The organism is Moheibacter stercoris (genome assembly GCF_040545805.1).
GTDB lineage: Bacteria > Bacteroidota > Bacteroidia > Flavobacteriales > Weeksellaceae > Moheibacter > Moheibacter stercoris.
Genome location: NZ_JBEPMO010000009.1, coordinates 34,508 through 53,877, shown reverse-complemented (window position 1 = coordinate 53,877; position 19,370 = coordinate 34,508). Strand labels below are relative to the sequence as shown.

16 protein-coding genes and 1 other RNA gene are annotated in these 19,370 nt (G+C 35.8%); 6 read left to right on the top strand and 11 right to left on the bottom strand.

Annotated features, from left to right (window positions below; genetic code table 11):
• The first annotated feature begins 124 nt into the window (after nucleotides 1–124).
• Nucleotides 125–1,252, top strand: a complete 1,128-nt coding sequence (locus ABID46_RS08685) for a T9SS type A sorting domain-containing protein (protein WP_354509113.1) — start codon at nucleotides 125–127, stop codon at nucleotides 1,250–1,252.
• A gap of 353 nt (nucleotides 1,253–1,605) precedes the next feature.
• On the opposite strand, the gene ftsY is transcribed toward ABID46_RS08685, so the two are convergent.
• The 5 genes from ftsY to lnt form a co-directional block, all read right to left on the bottom strand.
• Entirely contained in the window at nucleotides 1,606–2,562 is a 957-nt protein-coding gene (gene ftsY / locus ABID46_RS08680) for a signal recognition particle-docking protein FtsY (protein ID WP_354509111.1), read from the bottom strand.
• 110 nt (nucleotides 2,563–2,672) lie between these two features.
• Nucleotides 2,673–2,822, bottom strand: coding sequence for a DUF4295 domain-containing protein (locus tag ABID46_RS08675; protein ID WP_354509109.1), 150 nt, complete (start codon nucleotides 2,820–2,822; stop codon nucleotides 2,673–2,675).
• Between the two features lie 9 nt (nucleotides 2,823–2,831).
• Nucleotides 2,832–3,014 (bottom strand): 50S ribosomal protein L33, encoded by a 183-nt coding sequence (gene rpmG / locus ABID46_RS08670; RefSeq protein WP_354509107.1) that lies wholly within the window; start codon nucleotides 3,012–3,014, stop codon nucleotides 2,832–2,834.
• Nucleotides 3,015–3,025: 11 nt separating this feature from the next.
• The gene (gene rpmB, locus ABID46_RS08665) at nucleotides 3,026–3,262 is read right to left on the bottom strand and encodes a 50S ribosomal protein L28 (protein ID WP_354509105.1); all 237 of its coding nucleotides are present in this window, start codon (nucleotides 3,260–3,262) and stop codon (nucleotides 3,026–3,028) included.
• A gap of 163 nt (nucleotides 3,263–3,425) precedes the next feature.
• Complete coding sequence (gene lnt, locus ABID46_RS08660) at nucleotides 3,426–5,090, bottom strand: apolipoprotein N-acyltransferase (protein WP_354509103.1); 1,665 nt, start codon at nucleotides 5,088–5,090, stop codon at nucleotides 3,426–3,428.
• Nucleotides 5,091–5,209: 119 nt separating this feature from the next.
• Here lnt and ffs point away from each other — a divergent pair.
• The 4 genes from ffs to ABID46_RS08640 all read left to right on the top strand — a co-directional run bounded on the left by ffs (nucleotide 5,210) and on the right by ABID46_RS08640 (nucleotide 9,538).
• An RNA gene (ffs, locus tag ABID46_RS08655) (signal recognition particle sRNA small type) lies at nucleotides 5,210–5,308 on the top strand.
• Nucleotides 5,309–5,517: 209 nt separating this feature from the next.
• Entirely contained in the window at nucleotides 5,518–7,167 is a 1,650-nt protein-coding gene (pyrG, locus tag ABID46_RS08650) for a CTP synthase (RefSeq protein WP_354509101.1), read from the top strand.
• Entirely contained in the window at nucleotides 7,145–9,031 is a 1,887-nt protein-coding gene (gene yidC, locus ABID46_RS08645) for a membrane protein insertase YidC (protein ID WP_354509099.1), read from the top strand. Before pyrG ends, yidC begins: the two co-directional genes overlap by 23 nt.
• A 120-nt stretch (nucleotides 9,032–9,151) precedes the next feature.
• Nucleotides 9,152–9,538: a DoxX family protein gene (locus tag ABID46_RS08640; RefSeq protein ID WP_354509097.1), complete on the top strand. Its 387-nt coding sequence runs from the start codon at nucleotides 9,152–9,154 to the stop codon at nucleotides 9,536–9,538.
• A gap of 4 nt (nucleotides 9,539–9,542) precedes the next feature.
• Here ABID46_RS08640 and ABID46_RS08635 read toward each other — a convergent pair whose 3' ends face one another.
• Together ABID46_RS08635 and ABID46_RS08630 are read right to left on the bottom strand one after the other, a co-directional pair.
• Complete coding sequence (locus ABID46_RS08635) at nucleotides 9,543–11,297, bottom strand: amidohydrolase family protein (RefSeq protein ID WP_354509095.1); 1,755 nt, start codon at nucleotides 11,295–11,297, stop codon at nucleotides 9,543–9,545.
• Nucleotides 11,298–11,320: 23 nt separating this feature from the next.
• Nucleotides 11,321–14,062, bottom strand: coding sequence for a S8 family serine peptidase (locus tag ABID46_RS08630; RefSeq protein ID WP_354509093.1), 2,742 nt, complete (start codon nucleotides 14,060–14,062; stop codon nucleotides 11,321–11,323).
• 159 nt (nucleotides 14,063–14,221) lie between these two features.
• Here ABID46_RS08630 and dnaG point away from each other — a divergent pair, with 159 nt between their 5' ends.
• Nucleotides 14,222–16,156: a DNA primase gene (gene dnaG, locus ABID46_RS08625; RefSeq protein WP_354509243.1), complete on the top strand. Its 1,935-nt coding sequence runs from the start codon at nucleotides 14,222–14,224 to the stop codon at nucleotides 16,154–16,156.
• 40 nt (nucleotides 16,157–16,196) lie between these two features.
• On the opposite strand, the gene ABID46_RS08620 is transcribed toward dnaG, so the two are convergent.
• The 4 genes from ABID46_RS08620 to ABID46_RS08605 form a co-directional block, all read right to left on the bottom strand.
• On the bottom strand, nucleotides 16,197–17,291 hold the full coding sequence (locus ABID46_RS08620; protein ID WP_354509091.1) for a DUF7452 domain-containing protein: 1,095 nt from the start codon (nucleotides 17,289–17,291) through the stop codon (nucleotides 16,197–16,199).
• A 257-nt stretch (nucleotides 17,292–17,548) separates the two neighbouring features.
• A complete protein-coding gene (locus ABID46_RS08615; protein WP_354509089.1) occupies nucleotides 17,549–18,643 on the bottom strand; it encodes a DUF7452 domain-containing protein in 1,095 nt (364 codons plus the stop codon).
• A 131-nt stretch (nucleotides 18,644–18,774) separates the two neighbouring features.
• On the bottom strand, nucleotides 18,775–19,206 hold the full coding sequence (locus tag ABID46_RS08610; RefSeq protein WP_354509088.1) for an SPOR domain-containing protein: 432 nt from the start codon (nucleotides 19,204–19,206) through the stop codon (nucleotides 18,775–18,777).
• Complete coding sequence (locus ABID46_RS08605) at nucleotides 19,206–19,370, bottom strand: C1orf53 family protein (protein WP_354509086.1); 165 nt, start codon at nucleotides 19,368–19,370, stop codon at nucleotides 19,206–19,208. The genes ABID46_RS08610 and ABID46_RS08605 overlap by 1 nt, the downstream gene beginning before the upstream one ends.

Genomic DNA, 19,370 nt, shown 5'->3' with positions numbered 1-19,370 from the left:
CAAGAAATTGCTCCTTTTTTTATGTCCATTTACCATTGATCAATTAGATTTCGCAGTTGGTGAATTTCTAGGAATAGAGATGGAGTTCGCATGATAATTTTGTTTTCAAATTAATATTATTACAATGAAAACAATATTTACAACCTTACTAGCTTTTTGTGTAATCAGCTTACATGCCCAGAGTGATCGTTCCCAATTTCAATTTAACCATAATCAAACTGTAACTTATAATACAGAAGGTGGAAATGATGGGAAAATCTTCATTCATACATCAGATCCTGTTAATTCGTCAGGTGGTGATGGAACTATAATGGATCATCCTTTGTTAAATAATAACCCAAATGCTCGACCTATTGTTTCACATGTTTGGAATGGAGTAGTAAACAACAAAATATCTGGTGTATATTATGATGCGGCCGCTGGAAGATGGTTGATTTATAATGAGGATAGTAGTGTACATACTCAAGATGCAAAATATATGGTCTATGTACCAGATTCCAATTATTCTATTCAACATCTTGCAACTAGTACCAATGTAATCAATGCAGCCTCTATTATTACGAATCCATTATTAGATAATCAGCCAAATAGAAATGCAGTTGTTACCCATGTCTTTGTTAACGAGAGAATCAATAAAAACATTGGTCTATTCAATTATGGCGGTTCCAACCGAGGCGTGTTTTTTGAGGATTTAACAGCTTTTATTCACCCAAGTACCTATCATGTAGCTGTTGCTGGAGAATCAGGTATTCAAACTTTCCGTATAAAGAGTGACGCAATCAATACTCCATTTGACTGTGTACGATTGGACCATCCCTTATTAAACAATAATCCCAATGCAAAATTGGTGTATTCGCATATGTGGGATGGAGACTATTTAGACCATGTCACTTATCTTTATTTTAATCCGACTATTGTCAAATGGGTCATTTGCAGTGAGGATAGTGCAGATATTCCTTTGGGAAATGTATTTGATGTTTTTGTTTTGGATGAGTCGATGTCGGTTGAAGATGTGAATAGCCAGAATAGTTTAAAATCATTTCCAAACCCAATGAAAGATTTGGTGACTTTGACTTCAGATCAATTGATTCAAGAAGTGAAAATAATGAATATGGCAGGTCAAATTCTGTTAGAAAATTCCTTTGATGAAAAATCCGTTTCATTATCCGTAAGTAGTTTGTCTCCTGGAGTTTATTTAGCTCAAGTCAAAACAGATAAAGGAACTGAATCCATTAAGTTAATTAAAAAATAAAAATCATTACCTCTCTATTTGACTTTCTATAAAAAATCCTTTCCACATGGAAGGGATTTTTATACAGGATTTTTCCTGTTTTTTTTCAGGAAATACCCTTATAAATTTTTAGGAAGGTCATCCTATCTTTGTAGCAAGAGATTTAATTTAAATGTATAGGTGATTCTTATAAACTGTGTGTTTAGTTGTAAGAAAAATTAGATGCTAATTTTAGACCTATCTAAATCCTTCCATAGCCCCTTATATTGGAAGGATTTTTTTATGCTCTAAAACTAGATGCAGAAAATGAAGCACCCAATATTACAAGTCCTAATTTGGGTGTATAACTTCTAATGAACTTTTATGGGAAGTGTTTATTTACTAAAGAAACTATCGACAAATTCAAATTTATCAAATGCTTGAAGATCGTTGATTCCTTCACCAACTCCAATGTATTTCACCGGAATTTGAAATTGATCTGAAATTCCAATGACTACACCTCCTTTTGCTGTACCATCTAATTTGGTCACAGCAAGAGAAGAAACTTCTGTAGCTTGAGTGAATTGTTTGGCTTGTTCAAATGCATTTTGACCCGTGGAACCATCTAAAACCAATAATACTTCGTGAGGAGCATTGGGAGAAACCTTTTGCATAACACGTTTGATTTTGGACAATTCGTTCATCAAATTGATTTTATTATGCAAACGACCAGCGGTATCGATAATGACAACATCTGCACCTTGAGCTTTGGCAGATTGTAAAGTGTCAAATGCAACAGAGGCAGGATCTGAACCCATGGCTTGTTTCACAATAGGAACGCCCACTCTTTCTGACCAAATGACCAATTGATCAACAGCTGCTGCGCGGAAGGTGTCTGCAGCACCAAGAACTACTTTTTTTCCGTTTAATTTGAATTGATTGGCCAATTTTCCAATAGTCGTTGTCTTTCCAACACCATTGACTCCTACAACCATGATGACATAAGGTTCGTCCATGGCAGGAATTTCATATCCTCTTTGAGATTGGGTATTGTTTTCAGACAATAAACCAGCAATTTCTTCACGAAGAATAACGTTGAGTTCGCTTGTGTTTAAATATTTATCTCGCGCTACTCGTTCTTCAATACGTTTGATGATTTTCAAAGTAGTTTCAACTCCAACATCTGAAGTGATCAATACTTCTTCCAAATTGTCCAATACATCATCGTCAACTTTGGACTTTCCAGCGACAGAACGACTTAATTTGTCGAAAAAGGATTGTTTTGACTTTTCTAGACCTTCATCTAGTTTTTCTTTACTTTCTTTTCCTAAAATTTTTTTAAACCAGCTCACAACAATTTATTTTGCTCGTAAAGATACGATTTGTTCCAATAAAAAAAGGCCACTATTAGCGACCTTAAAACCTTTAAAATTATTTTACAAATTTATCTTAAATCTAAGACTTATTTGAAAAAGCTTTCTACATCGTCAGCGTTCACAATTTTTTCTTCAAAAATATATGCGCCAGTTTTCGGTGACTTAACCATTTTGATAGCCTTAGTCATTTTCTTAGATGCACCTGTTTGCAAGGTTGCTACGGTCTTCTTTGCCATGGTTCGCTATTATTTGATTTCTTTGTGTAACGTATATCTTCTCAATACAGGGTTGAATTTTTTCAATTCAATTCTGTCTGGAGTATTTTTCTTATTCTTAGTCGTGATGTATCGAGACATTCCCGGCATTCCGCTTTCTTTGTGCTCGGTACATTCCAAAATTACTTGTACTCTATTTCCTTTCTTTGCCATGATGAATGATATTAATCGATTAATCCGTTTTTACGACCACGTTTAACTGCTTCTTCAACACCAATTTTATTGATGGTTTTAAGCCCACGAGCAGAAACTTTCAAAGTAATCCACTCACCAGTTTCTGGCATAAAAAACTTCTTTTTAAACAAATTCACATCAAATGTGCGTTTTGTTTTATTGTTAGCATGAGAAACATTGTTTCCCACCATTCTTTTCTTTCCTGTGATTTGACAAACTTTCGACATTTGTTCCTGATTTTTTCGGTCTGCAAAGATAGGAATTTAATTTTTAGAAAAACAAAAGTTTACCTCTATTTTTTTGTAGAATTTTTATTCTTCTCAGAAATACTTCAAATTCCTATTCAAAATTAGGCAAAACTATTCCTATTATTTGCAGTTTTTGTTAATATTATTTTCTAATCTTTTTCTTTTTGAGAAATTGCAAAATTTCCAATGAAATGACATACCCCAAAAGAATTCCGGCAATCAATAAGCCGATTCTCGCTAAATAATCACCATGTTGGCTGTAAAAAGTAAGTTCATTATTCAATTTTGCTTTACCTAACAAGGCTCCTTTGGTTTCGTAGGGAAGGTTGGAAGTGATTTCGCCTTTTTGATTAATAAAAGCGGAAACTCCCGAATTCGCTGCACGAACAATATCTCTTCGAGTTTCAATGGCTCGAACGTTTCCAAATGCTAATAATTCGCGATGACCATCTGAATTTCCCCACCAAGAGTCATTGGTCATGATGAACAAAACATTCGCTCCATTTTTGACATATCCCGTTACGAATTCACCATAGACAGATTCATAACAAATAATCGGAGCAATTACCGCATTATTAAAAGAATTTTTAAACACCGTACGATCTTCTTGCGTCAAATGCGTTCGAACGGTTCCTCCAAAATTCAACATGATATCACCCATCAAAGGCTTCAATACTGACATATAAGGGAAATGTTCTACACCAACAACCAATTTCGATTTGTGGTAATATTGAATAGGATCTTGCGTATTCAATTGAATGCCCGAATTCATCACATCATACCAAACATCTGATCTACCGTATTTCGAAGCAGTTTTGGTAGCGAATTTCTCGTACGGATAAAAACGCATCAATTCAACACCTGATACAAACGTTGTGTTTGGAAATGCTGAAAAGCCTCTTCTGATGTTTTGAATTAAATAATCTTCTTCCAATTTATCGATGTTCAATCCTGGTCCAGATCCTGGGAAGGCTGTTTCGGGAGCTACCACAAATTGAACTTCAGGCGTTAATTTGGTATGCGCTAATTCAATTAATTCGTGGACAATTTGAACAGATTCTTTGGAATACTTTTCGGTATATGGATCCAATTTTGGTTGTAAAGCCAAGGCAGTGATTTCCTCTCCTTTTTCTTCGTAGGAATAATAAATGGCATAAGAAATCCCAATCGGAACGCCAATCCATAAAACACTATATAGGATTAATTTTCGAAGGTATTTTTTCTCCTTTAAATTAATATAGGCATATAAAAAGTAGAAAATAATTAGGTTTCCAACCAAAATCCAAAGTGTTCCGCCAAAGGTTCCAGTGTATTCGTACCATTGTATCCATTTTGGATAATTGGCAAATCCGTTTCCAAAATTGAACCAAGGCCATGTCATTTCCCAATTCAAATGAAATTTCTCAAAACTCATCCAAATTGCAGGAAGAAAAGGAAGTCCATAGGTATATCCTGCTTTCTTTTTCACCCAATGGTACAATTGGAAAACAATAGACATTAAAAGGGAATTAGCAATAACGGGGAACAAATACGAAATCCAAGAGTTCTGTAATTCTCCGTTACTATTTACTTCTTGGGCATAATGCAGCCACCAAATCCCTATGGCATTCCAAACGAAAAATGTCAAATAGGAAATACCAAAGATTTTCCATCCTTTCCTTTTAAGATTTTCCATTTGGACAATTTTGTTCTCGGCAAACAATAAAGGCACCAATCCAAAAAACAATAATAAAGGAAATCCATGTGTAGGCCAACCCAATGCCAGAATAAGCCCTGATAGAATTGCGTAAATGACAAATTTTAACATAGGAGCAAAGTTAAAGGAAATCAATGGGATGAACATAGGTTTTCCAATAAGCTGATTTTTTTCATAACAGAAAGCTGTTTTAAATTTTTGAGATTCTAAAAATATTGTACCTTTGCGCCGGGCAAGTCCTACACAACCAGCTCCTGGTCAATCCCCCAGGGTGGGAACACAGCAAGGGTATCCGGTCGTAGCGGTGTGATGTAGTAAGCTTGCCTTTTTTTGTGCCTTACATTTTCTTCTTCAAAAGGTATTTTTCTATTTGTGTTTCCTCTCTATTTCCAACTAAATTTTGAATTTGAATTTTCAAATTAATTCCAAATTGCTTCTAAGTTTCCTGATTTCACTCATGTTTTATTCTTATTCCAATTTCGCCAACTAAAACTCAATAATTTGTCGTAATTTTGCAGCCATTGAATTAATAATCTCAATGAAATCAAATTCACCAAAATTTATCTTCGTTACAGGTGGTGTAACATCTTCACTTGGTAAAGGTATTGTCGCTTCTTCGCTTGGTATGTTATTGCAGGCAAGAGGGTATTCAGTCACCATTCAAAAGTTTGACCCTTATTTAAATGTCGATCCAGGAACCTTAAATCCGTATGAACATGGCGAATGTTATGTGACGGAAGATGGTGCGGAAACCGATTTGGATTTAGGTCACTACGAACGTTTCTTAAATCGTGCTACTTCTCAAGCCAATAATGTTACAACGGGTAGAATCTACCAAACGGTTATTGAAAAGGAGAGAAGAGGTGATTATTTAGGGAAAACCGTTCAGATTGTACCTCACGTTACGAACGAAATCAAAAGACGAATCAAACTTCTTGGTAGTTCAGGCAAATACGATATCATCATCACCGAAATTGGTGGAACTGTAGGTGATATTGAATCCTTACCATATATTGAAAGTGTGCGTCAAATGATTTGGGATTTAGGAGAAAAAGAATCCATGGTGATTCATTTGACTCTGGTTCCATTCTTGGCAGCAAGTGGGGAATTGAAAACAAAACCTACGCAGCACTCTGTTCGTCAATTGATGGAAAGCGGAATTCGCGCTGACGTTTTGGTGACTCGTACCGAACATAACTTACCAAAAGATGTCAAAGAAAAATTAGCTTTGTTCTGCAATGTGAAAAAAGGACATGTCATTGAAAGCGTAGATGCTGAATCGATTTACGATGTTCCTTTGTTGTTGCACGAGCAAAAATTTGACGATGTTGTGTTGGAAACTTTGGGATTGTCTACCGAAACCCAACCCGATTTAGATCGTTGGAAAAATTTCTTGACGCGTCATAAAAATCCGTCCAATCAAATTGAAATTGCTCTAGTAGGAAAATATACTTCTTTGCAAGATTCCTATAAATCCATTTCTGAAGCCTTGACTCACGCAGGTGCTGAAGCCGATACAGGCGTGAAAGTTCGATGGGTTTATTCAGGTGATTTAACACCAGAGAACATCGACTCAAAATTATCGGGTGTTGATGGAATTTTAATCGCTCCAGGATTTGGAGATAGAGGAATCGAAGGGAAAATTTTGGCGGCAAATTATGCAAGACGAAACAAGATTCCAACCTTTGGTATTTGTTTGGGTATGCAGATTATGACCATCGAATTTGCTAGAAATGTATTAGGTTTAGAAGATGCAGATTCTTCGGAAGTTAATGCACATACGACACATCCAGTCATTAATTTGATGGAAGGTCAGAAAAATGTTACCCACAAAGGTGGAACGATGCGTTTAGGGAATTGGAAATGTCAATTGGAACCATCATCCAAAGTATTTGAAATGTATGGAGAAGAATTGATTGAAGAACGTCATCGACACCGTTACGAATTTAATAATGAATATTTAGAAAGTTTTGAAAAAGAAGGATTCATGCCAGTTGGGAAAAATCCAGATACAGGACTTGTCGAAATTTTAGAATACAAAGATTTGCCTTTTTATATAGGGGTACAATTTCACCCAGAATACAGAAGTACGGTAGCCAATCCGCATCCTGTGTTTGTGAAATTTATTGAAGCAGCATTTATGCATAAACAAAACGAAAACATTCATGCAACAAGAAAGAAAATTTGATAAAAACACGCTGATTGCCATCATTTTGATGGGAGTTTTCATGTTTGGTTTCATGTATTTTAATCAACCTTCCGAGGAAGAATTAAAAGAAAAAGCGAGACAAGAACAACTTGCAGCACAAAAAGAAAAAGAAGCACAAGAAGCAGTTGCTCAATTGCAATCTCAAACTCCAACTGTACAAGTTGATTCTACTGCAACAGCTCCTGTGGTTGTAAAAGCAGAAGATTTTGAGACAGAAAACGAACATTTCAAAGTGAAGTTTTCTGGAAAAGGTGGATATATTTCCGAATTGTTATTGAAAGACTTTTCTGCTTTTGATAAAAATGCAGCAGACCATAAAAAACCGATGTATCTAATCGGTGAAAATAACAACAAATTCAATTTACGTATCAAAGACAAAGCAGGTAGAGATATCAATACCTCTGAATTGTCTTTCTCTCCTTCTGTTCAGAAAACAGGAGATGTGACCATTGTAACCATGACCGCGCCAATTGATCAAGGGAAGTTGGAGTATGTGTATACAATTGGGAAAGATTATACCGTTGGATTTGAAATCAAATCGCAAGGAATTCATAACATTACCTCTGAAAAAAACATTGGTGTTGATTGGAATTTAAAAGCTTCTTCTACCGAAAAAGGAAAACAACAAGAAGGCTATTGGGCTCAAACTTACTTCCGTTTCAAAGGAACTTCTGATGTCGAATATGAATTATTTGGAGCTGACGAATGGTCAGAAAAAGAAAGCGTTGATTGGATTGCATTCAAACAACAATTCTTTTCCACAATCTTATCATTTGACGAAGGTTTCCAAACCCCAAAAGGTGGATCCGTTGGAATTGATTATGAAATCGATCCTGAACACAGCAAAGAATATAATTTCGCAGCATTTTTGCCAATTTCTGGTAGCGAATTGAACTATAAAATGCAATGGGATTTTGTTCCATTGGATTATCGATTATTGGCTTCAGACAAATATGAAGGGAAAAATTTCGACGAAATTATTCCATTTGGATGGGGATTCTTAGGATGGATCAACAAGCATTTCTTCCTAAACATTTTCCAATGGTTAGCCAAAACAGGAATGAATTACGGGTGGGTTATTTTGTTGATGACCATTGTTGTGAAATTGGTTTTATCCCCAATCATGTACAAACAATATCGTCAAAGTGCGATGATGCGTATTTTACGTCCTGAATTAAACGAAATCAATGAAAAACATAAAGGACAAGAAAACGCGATGAAGCGTCAACAAGCAACTATGGAACTGTATCGAAAAGCAGGTGTAAATCCGCTTTCTGGATGTTTACCAGCCTTGATTCAAATTCCAATTTTCTATGCCTTGTTCCGTTTCTTCCCCAACGTCATTGATTTACGTGGACAATCTTTCCTTTGGGCAGAAGATTTAACGGCATATGACTCGCCAATTAGTTTACCAGATTGGGTTCCATTAATGGATGGACACATCAGTATCTTGGCTTTGTCTTATATCATTGCGATGGTGATTTACTTCAAGGTTTCTGGATCTATGGATAGTTTCAATCAACCACCACAAGAAGGAATGCCAGATATGCGTATGATGAAATACGTGATGTACTTGATGCCAGTATTCTTCTTCGTATTCTTGAATAGCTATGCATCTGGTTTATCTTGGTATTATTTGGTATCGAACGTGATCAACATTGGTATTGTTTTATTCATCAAAAATGTGATGATCGATGACAAGAAAATTCATGAGAAAATTCAAGAAAACAAAGCAAAGCCTAAAAAGCCAAGCAAATGGGGTTCTAAAATGCAAAAGTTAATGGAACAAGCGCAAGAAGCCCAAAAACAACAAGAAGCAATGAAAAAGAACAAGAAAAAATAATTCTGAACTTTTTTAACCATACCATCGGACTCTCAAAAGGAGTCCGATATTTTTTGCTTTGAAACGAATTTGCCTTTCGTGAAAATTCCCCTAAATTTGACTAAACTTAGAAGTATAGCCATGGAACATTTAGTTGAAAGTATTATTTTAGTCTTATTAGCAATTGTTTTCTTACAATCTGGAATTGACAAAATACTGGATTGGAAAGGAAATTTAGGATGGCTGAAAGGTCATTTTGCCAATACGCCCATCAGAAACATGGTTCCTATTTCTTTGGGATTGATTACTTTGTTGGAAATTGCTTCGGGTGTTACGGCAATTATTGGAATTTTCATGCTTTGTACCAGTGGAAATACCTGTTGGGCTTTAATAAGCGGAATTTTATCGGCCATCACTTTCTTGATGTTATTTCTTGGTCAGCGTTTGGCAAAAGATTATCCGGGAGCTCAAACCATTGTGATTTATTTGATTCCGACTGTATTTCTTTTGTATTTATTGCAAGGATAAAATCTTATTCGCTCGCGCCGGGTTGTCCTTTTAACCAATTGTTGACAAAACGTTCTCCGTTTTCGTACATAATTTTCTTGACAATCGATTTCAAATAGGTGAGATTTTTTAATTCATGTTGAAGGAATTCAACTCCGCCATTTTCATCGTAATAGGCTTTGGCAGCGGTTGGCAACCATTTCAATAAATTGTATTCCAAATCGTCAATGGATTGAATGTTGTGACAAATTTTCATCGGTTCGATCAGTCCATCATAATCCGATCCTACTGAAATATGATTCCAAGGATTGATTCCCTCTGGGCCACGTAAATAACCAACGGTTACGATATGGATAATATTGAAACAAAAACATAGCGGATGACGATCTTCCTTGGTTGGAATCAGCCAACTTTCTTCCTGAATCGCCATGGTTTCTAATTTTTCTACTGGTAAATTTTGAAGATTGATATGTGGAAAATGAGTTTGGAAATCTGCAGTGGAAATATATTCACTTGCATCACCTGTATTCAACCCGATTTGGGCTTGAAACCCTAAAATTCTTACGTCCAAACTTACCCCAATAAGTCCGTTGCTTTCCAAAACTTTGACAATATCATCATCCATCAAATTGATCGACCAAGGATTGAAACTAAAATTTTGGTTGACAAACGAACCCCATTTTCCGCAAGATTTGCGCTCCATTTCAATTTCAACCGAACGTACTCCTTGGTAATTGTAAATTTTGGCTGAATTGGGTTTGAGTTCTTGCTTCCATTCGTTCGTGGAATATCCGGTCACACCGATATGCGAAGCGACCAGTGGTAATTCAATCTTGTTGTCTTTTCGGAATTGATACAAATCTTGCCGAGATTTCAATCCCAAATGTTTAAGATCTACCAAAACAGGAGCTGAAATTTTCTCTCCCTTTTCATTGGTTAATTTCAAATCTCCCAAGGCTTTGATGAATTCTTTTCCTAAAGAAGTTAATCCATTTCCAGCCGGATAAAAAGAAGGATGTTTCAGCATTTTCATCCCAAATCCATGCGTTGCCAAATTTTGTTCCGAAACATGGGTCAAATGGGTAACGGTCATATACAACATATCCATATCATTGTCCCAAAGCAATTGCATGAAATTTTGCAGACTTTGAACGGGATTGATGCCAATTTTTGGGCCTTCATTCATGCTTTTGGTAAAGGAATCTTTTTGGTCATACGCCGAAAATACAGCTGCAGAATCATGTTGAATGGTTTGCCCAATTTTCAATCGAAACAAATTATGTGCACCTTCCAAGGAAACCAATAAATTCAATTTTGCTTTTGAATCGTAAATAGTTTGATGTTTCTTTCTAGTTAACATTTGTATTTCCGGATTTTGCTTAGAAACAGCTCGATACAAGTCCAACTCTTTCAACATCATCCGATAATACGAAATTTCCCCTTTTTGAACCATGTCGAAATATTTTCGATCCATGGGTTTGGTGAAATTGCTTTTTAAAATGGAAGCAAACATTCCTTTACTATCGGCAAAACCAAATTCCAAATTTGCCAAAGCCGCTACGCCCAATTTGGTTCCACCACGCACACAATCATTCAAGGCTGATTGACTTTGAAGGATGTGTAAAAACCAATCATCCACTTTGTCTGCTATGAAATTTTTTAATTCGATTCTGGCTTCTAATTCATACGTCTTTCTTTGCGTAGGAAAATGCGCTTCATATTGTGTGATGAATTTTTTAAATAAGGGATGAAAATGAAAATCAAAAAATTGGGTAGACATAAAGTAAACGTTTTAGTATAAGGTTATTCGTAGCTTTCAAAATACATTTTTAAAATAGGGGAATCCAAGGAACCTTCCGAGGTTCGTTCAAAAACAGTTTGAATCGGTTGCGTTGACAAAGATGAAAGAGCAGTTTGAGCTCTTGGACTTAACATCATTTCCGGCATATAGGATTCTGGTCCGGGTTTAATTTTTCGAACCAAAGTTTGCCATAAATAATGAACACCTTCGCGAAGTCCTAAATCCCAACTTGGTTTTCCTTTGTTGTTAGCATAGGCATATTCCAAACTTTCTTTTTTCGGCAAAGGTTCGTCCAACAAGGCTTGAATGTCCAAAATCCCAGCGCCATAATTTTTTGAATCCCAATGTGCTGGTTTGTTTTTAGAGGCAGATTGTTTCAAACAATAGCGAAAAGCTTCCACAATTTGCCAAGGATAATTGTATTGCGTCAATTTGGATTGATGTTTGGCTTTCCATAACACAGCTGCCGAAGCGACATGAGGTGTAGCATAACTCGTTCCGCTTCCATAGGCCATAATTTCTTTGAGACTTTCGTCTTCAAAGGGTACATAGACATCTTCGCCTGGAGCTGCAATATCGACAGTATTTCCATAACTGCTTCCTTTCCATGGACGCTGATTGGGATTGAAGGCAGCAACGGCGATAGTTCCCGGATAAAGAGCAGGAGCAACGACCATTTCCACTTCATTGCCAGCAGCACAAACCCAAATAACACCTCGATCATAGGCTGATTTCGCTACTTCGTAAATCATCGGTCTCGGATAACTTCCCATGCACATAAACATCACGTCTGCTCCCGAATTGATGGCGTGATTGGCAGCATCTACCAAGTTTTTTCCACGTCCAATTAGCACCACAGATTGTGCAATTCGATAGGGAATCAATTGAAATCGTTGAGGTCCTTCTGAGTACAAAACGCCAAAATTCCCATCATTTTCAAAAGAGGATTTTTGATTGCCAATGACAATACTAGCCGTTCGGGCGCCATGTCCAGGAAATTGTAAGACACCATCATTCATTTCGTCTTTGGCATCATTTCCATCCATAAAATCCTCATCTTCTATCAAATTATAGCCATTCAAAACTTTGGAATGAGTTGTATAACCGGTATCCAATTGAATAAGTTTGATTTCTGATAAATGTTCAGAAATTTTGTTCCAATCTTTTAATTCCTCTAGAGAATCTGGAAGGTTGACAGCTTTTCGGTTCCATTTTCGAATGGATTCATGATCTTTTTTGGAAATGAAATCTTTGGTATAATGCGAAGTTTTCCAATTACCAAGAAATTCCGATTCATTCCATTGAGCAAATCGATTTTTGGTACTTTCAACATCTGAATTTTGGATTCCTATCAGGTTTTCTTTTGCAATATCGGTTACCACAGGAAGATCTGGCGTCGCGATTTCAATTTGTGGCAAATCCTCTAAATACGCTGCAATTTCCCATGGATTTTTATTGGATCTTATGCCGATGTAGAATAATTTTCTTTGTTCCGAATCGGTTGACATCGGAAATAAAGCTTCATTGGAAACAATTTCAGGAATTAGTTTCTTGTAATTTTCTTTCCAATCAAGTTGAAGAAATTCATTATCTGCCAATTCAATTTCGAAAAAATGCAAATGCTGAAGAGGTTCATTTGGTTTTATTTTCGTTTGGTCATCCACGACAATCAAAGGATCTGGTGTTGGTTCTTTTGGCTTGTTGGTATCGTCTTTTTCATCAATTGTAGTACTTATTCGAAGTACTTTATTCAAGGAAGCCTGCATTTTTCGCGGCACTTTCATGGCTTTAAGCGTCTTCAGAATGCTACTTACCCGAATTCCTTCATTCCCAATCCAATCAATAGCATCATCGGGATCGCCAGCACGGACAATGTCACCATCTTTTCGTAGCCATTCACCTTTTTCATTTTTGCGAGGAACACCACTATGATGCAATGCTACAACTTCCCCAGTTCCCAATCCAAGGACCATGGCGCCAGAAGAGCCTGGAAGTGTGTCAGATTCATAGATTAAAAAGTCTTCAGAGAGTGTCAACATTCTGATGTCTTTCAAGACAATTTTTTTATAATCTCCTTGTGGATGTTGAATGACCACACAATTTTCTCCTTCCACAATTTTTCCCAAAGATTCATCCAAAGTGGCATGAGGAATTTCGGTGATGGGTATTTCGTTTTCAATGGATTTTTCTTTCAAGGCGATAATGGAAAAATCAAGTCCAGATGTTGGATCTTTTTCGTCTTTTTCCAAAGAGGACGTGACAAATAATTTATCGGGATCAAAATGATAGGTTTTAACCGTTCTGGGTAGACCTTGATCATTTAGTTCGTAGTTAAATTGAATAAAAGAATGCTCGACGGATTTCGAATTGGGGAAAACATGGTGATTGGTAATCACAATACCAGGAGCAATCAAGAAACCCGTTCCAAATCCAACCGATTTGCTTGGACTTGTTCTGATGACGATTTTCCCAACTGAATCGGCCAATTTGAAAATTTTCCGCAACACCAAAATGTCTTGAAAGTTAGGAGTTCCATTGATACGTTCCACAGCCATCGCAACTGGCATAGGTTCACGATCAATTCTTTTTTTCAAAATATCGGGATTGCTTTGAATTTCTACAAGCGTTGATTCGCCCGAACGCGTTTTTTCAATCCCTTCTTTTACATCTTCAATATGCTCGCTATTTTTTGAAAATCTTTGGAATGCTCCTTCTGCAATGATTTTTCTAGGTAAGTTGCTCATGGTAGATTTATTAAGTTTTGTTTGGAACAAAAGTGAAAATGAAATTACGATTATTTTTTGGTAGATAGAAGATTTGCATTCAGGATTTTACCTGAAAATTCATTAGGTAATTCATTGGGTCAAAGAAGGAAAATTCCTAATTAATTGTATTTTTACTTCGTGATAAGTCGTCAAACCATAGATACTATTTTTTCTACTGCAAGAGTAGAGGAAGTAATCGGAGATTTCGTCAGTTTAAAAAGAGCAGGAAGCAACTTGAAAGGGCTTTCTCCTTTTGTGGACGAAAAGTCTCCTTCTTTTATGGTTTCACCTGCTAAGCAAATTTGGAAGGATTTCTCAACTGGAAAAGGAGGAAACGTGGTTACCTTCTTGATGGAACATGAACAATTTACGTATCCGGAAGCCTTGAAATGGTTAGCAAAACGATACAATATTGAGATTGAGGAAGATCGTGAACAAACAGATCAGCAAAAAGAGGAAACTCAATTTCGCGAAAGTTTGTACATCGTTTCAGAATTTGCCAAAAAATATTTTATTGAACAGCTTACGGAAACCGAAGAAGGACAATCCATCGGTTTGTCCTATTTCAAGGAACGTGGTTTTACAAAAGCGACCATTGAGAAATTTGAACTTGGTTATTCGCCTGCAAAAAGAAATGCGTTTACCGAAGCTGCCGAAAAAAAGGGATATGGCAAAAATATTTTGGAAGCTTCGGGTTTATCCATTTATAAGGAAACTGAGCATGGAATCGATCGTTTTCGTGAGCGTATAATTTTCCCAATTCATAGCTTCTCGGGAAGAACTTTAGGATTTGGTGGACGAATTCTTCGAAGTGATGTTAAGGCTGCGAAATATCTCAATTCTCCAGAATCCGAAATTTATCATAAGAGTAAAATTCTTTATGGTGTTTTCCAAGCCAAACAAGCCATCCTGAAAAACAACGAATGTTTGTTGGTGGAAGGTTATACCGATGTGATTTCTTTGCATCAAGCTGGAATTGAAAACGTGGTGGCGAGTTCGGGTACGGCATTGACGCCAGATCAAATTCGTTTGATCAAACGTTTGACGCCCAATGTCACGATTTTGTATGATGGTGATCCAGCTGGAATCAAAGCTTCTTTCCGTGGAATTGATTTGATTTTGGAGCAGGAATTGAACGTGAAAGTCTTGTTGTTCCCAGAAGGCGATGATCCGGATTCGTTTGCGCGCAAACATAATTCGGATGAAATTTTGGAGTATATCAACCAAAATGCTACCGATTTCATTCAATTCAAAGCAAAAATTTTGCTTGAGGAAGCCAAGGATAATCCGGTTAAAAAGGCAGAATTAATAAGAGATATCATTCAGAGTATTGGGTTGATTCCAAGTGTTATTCAGCGAGAATTGTACATTCAGGAAACGTCCAAGTTGATGGATGTTCGCGAGGAGGTTTTGTTCAAGGAATTGGAACAAACGATACAACGAAAGTCAAAAGATAATTCTCCAAAACCAGTTCAGGATTCACCCAATCGACCACTGGAAGTTGTCAAAACCCAAGAGGTAACGATTCGTCCGCGTGAAGTGGTGGAAGAAGAAATCATTCGTCTAATTATGCAATTTGGGAATCTGATTGTTGAATTGGAAAATGATGAAGGTGAAAAATATGAAACAACCGTTATTGAGGAGATCATCCGTCAATTTGATACCAATGAACTTTCGCTAGAAAATCAATTATACCAAACGATTTTGGAAGATGTCAAATTGGGTTATGAAAATGATGAATTGAGAACGGGTGATTTTTTCGTGAAAATGTTCGACGAAAATAAAACCCAAGTTGCTTCTGAAGCCTTGATGGAAAAGTATTTCATCAGTGAGAACTGGGAAAAGAAATTGAATATTTTCATCGCACCCAAAGAAGAACATATTTCTAAAAACATTACCGATACAATATTGCGCTACAAGACTTTATACATTGAAGATAAAATAAAGGAATATGCAAAACTTCTCAATGGCGAAGATTTATCGGGTGAAGTTCGCAATGAACAATTGGAAAAAATTATGATTTTGACTCAAACTCGCGCCAGAATTTTCAAAGCCTTGAATCGAGTGGTGTAAAAAAAGCCCCTTGATTTTCAAGAGGCTCAAATTTAGTCAACTAGTTTACCAATAATTTTTCGGTATATAGATTTCGATTGGTTTGAACTCTTACAATATAAGTTCCTTTTGGTAAGTCTGAAATTGAAATTTTGTTTGACAATTTATCATTTACGTCTACTTCTTTTACTATTTGTCCAGCTATATTGATAAAAGAAATCTTTTGAGTTGGTTCTTTGGAATCAATTCGTACAAATTGAGTAGCTGGATTGGGCGAAATGCTAATTTTGTTTTCGGCGATTATTTCTTCTGTATTCATATAATCTTTTTCATCGACAAATACATTAAAAATTAAGTCGTGAGGCATTTGCGAAAAATCTTCGGTTGCAATTCCCCATTTGTTTTGAAAAGGACTATAGAATGCTGTTAATGCTTTATTATAATATTGATAATGAGGGGATTCGTAATTTAATTTGTAATGGGTAAATACAAATCTTGCGTTGGGTTTGTTGTTTAATAAGGGATGGTCAATAAAGGTGATATCGTTTGGTGTGTTTCCTGAATTTGTATAATGTCTAAATGCAGTTACATCCTCTGGTCCATCGGTCATAAACATAATTCTTGTTTGATGAGCTTGAAAATTTTGCTGATTTTCTGTATAAACTTGATGACGATTATTGATGTAATCATAGGTAACGCCAATTCGATGAGGGAAAAGTTCTCCACTGCTCACATGAATTGCTGCCGTAATTTTATTCTCTGAATTATCAATCCAAGGATCATCAATGATATTGAAAAAATTGGCATTGGAGTCACAAGTTCGAACCGTTCCATAATTGCCAGAACTTAGATAAACGAAAAAACTAACATCAGTTGGCATAGGGCTTTGGTCTGCATTGTAAATCAGCCAACGTTGTAGATCTTCGCTGAAATAAACTCCGTTTGTGTTTAGATTTGCTTGGTTTGCATTTAGGCAAGACCAACAATGTGATACGAAAATATTGGCATCTGGATTGTAATTCAAGTCCGGGTGATCCAAAATAGTTTTGAAATCTTGAATATTATCAACAGAAGTTTTGTGAATGAATATTCTCTCTAGTGCTAAAAGTGATTTTGTACATAACAAGCAAATTAATAGGGTAAAAAAGTATTTCATAGAAATTGTTTTTAATTTTCCCACAAAGCTACTTTAGCGTACTACTTTAAGATTATGGGTATTCCTCCAAATTAGAGGTAAGGGTTTTCCCTGATTGGGTTTAAATGTGTTAGTTTTGAAACCTACTTACATCAACATTATGCTTTTAATTATTAAAAAAAAAGCTCGGATTTAAAAATCCGAACCTTGACTACTCAATACACACACACATAAATAGGATAGAATCCATTGGATTAAAATTGCACGAGAGATTCTGATTATTGTATGATTAATTTCTCAGTGGATATTGTTCGATCGGTTTGGATTTTTAGAATGTAGACTCCTTTTGGCAAGTCAGCAATGGATATGTTATTGGATAAATTTGCCCCAGCATTAACTTCTTTCAAAATTTGTCCAGCGCTGTTGATAAAGGAAATCTTTTGGACAGGATCTTTGGAATCAATTCGTACAAATTGAGATGCTGGATTGGGAGATACGCTAATTGTATTCTTGGATAAGGATTCATCTGTATCCATGTGAACATATTCATCAACAAACACATTAAAAATCATATTAATCGGAACAGGTGATGAATCCTCTGCAGCAATTGCCCATTTTTCATGAAACGTATCGTAAACTGCAGTTAATGTTTTATCATAATACTGATTGTATTCTGACGTCGGGATATTTAATTTGTAATGTGTAAAGACAAATCTTGCGTTGGGTCTTAAGTTCAATAAAGGATGGTCAAGATACGTCACATAGTCTGTGTTATTTTGTCTTGAAATGTGTTTAAATCCAGCTATACCTTCTTCACCGTCGATAATAACCATGACATTGGTTTCTAATTCTAGAAAGTTTTCTTGATTTTCTGTGATAACACGATGTCTATTGACATCATAATCAAAAGAAATTCCAATTCGATGCGGAAATACTTCTCCTTTACTCAAATGTATAGCTGCAACTTCTTCATCTTCAATATTATTAATTAATGGGTGACTAAGATTAAAATAAGGGGAGTTGGTCTGACTTAATCTGGTAAAACCATAATTAGGATCTTGAACAATATAAACAAAGAAGGTTAAATCTTCTTGCATTTGGCTTATATCTACATTGAAAATAATCCATCTTTGAATATAATCATCGTAGATGAGCGCATTGTTACTTAAGTTATTTTTATTGGTATTTAGGCAAGAATAACAATGCGAAGAAAATAGGATAGCATCTGGATTATTATTCAAAGAAGGGTGATCCAAAATGGTTTTGTGGCCCGAAATGTTGGATGTAGAAGTTTTGTGAATGATAATCTTTTCTTGCGCTACCATTATTTGGGCAAAGAATAAGAAAGTTAATAGGGTAATAAGGTTTTTCATAGAAATTGTTTTTAATTTCTACAAAACTATGATGGCCCTAATTTTTAGGTATATGGGTATACCTCCAAAATATGAATAAGGGTTTTCCCTGAGGAAATTAAAGTAGCCTTTGGATGAATGTTTGTTAAACTTTATTTGAATACAGAACACCTGAATTTCTCGTCAGAAATTAGACTTAGTGGAAAATCTTTTTTAATCTTATTCAAATCCGAACTAGCTTCTTCTCTTGTTTTATATCTTCCAACTTTGACTTTATAATCAGGAGAAACATAGGACAAAGATGCTTTTAGTTGAGGGAATTTACCATTGAAATCATTGACAATTTTCTCTGCTTCTTGTCGATTTTTGGAATAAAAAATTTGAATACTTGCACCCTTGCAGAATTCAGGTTCAGGTTTCGGTGGATCGTTTTTTGTATCCTCTGATTTTTCTTTGGATTCTAAAATATTATTCAAGGATTCGGGTAATTCCACCGTGAAATTATCATTTTCTTGAACTTTGATGGTTTCTTGTCCGAAACAGAACATTCCAACTACTAGAAATAAAACAAAATATTTCATCATTAATCTTTCTTTTTGAATGAATCAGTCTTTTTATCATATCCATACGGACAATGTCGGCAGCCACTTTTGCAGCAATAGCCTCGTCTTAGATGGTATTGTTCGGTAAAAACAATGTATCCTTCTGGTGTTTTGTAAAAGTCGCCTTCTTGAAGTTTTGGATTCAT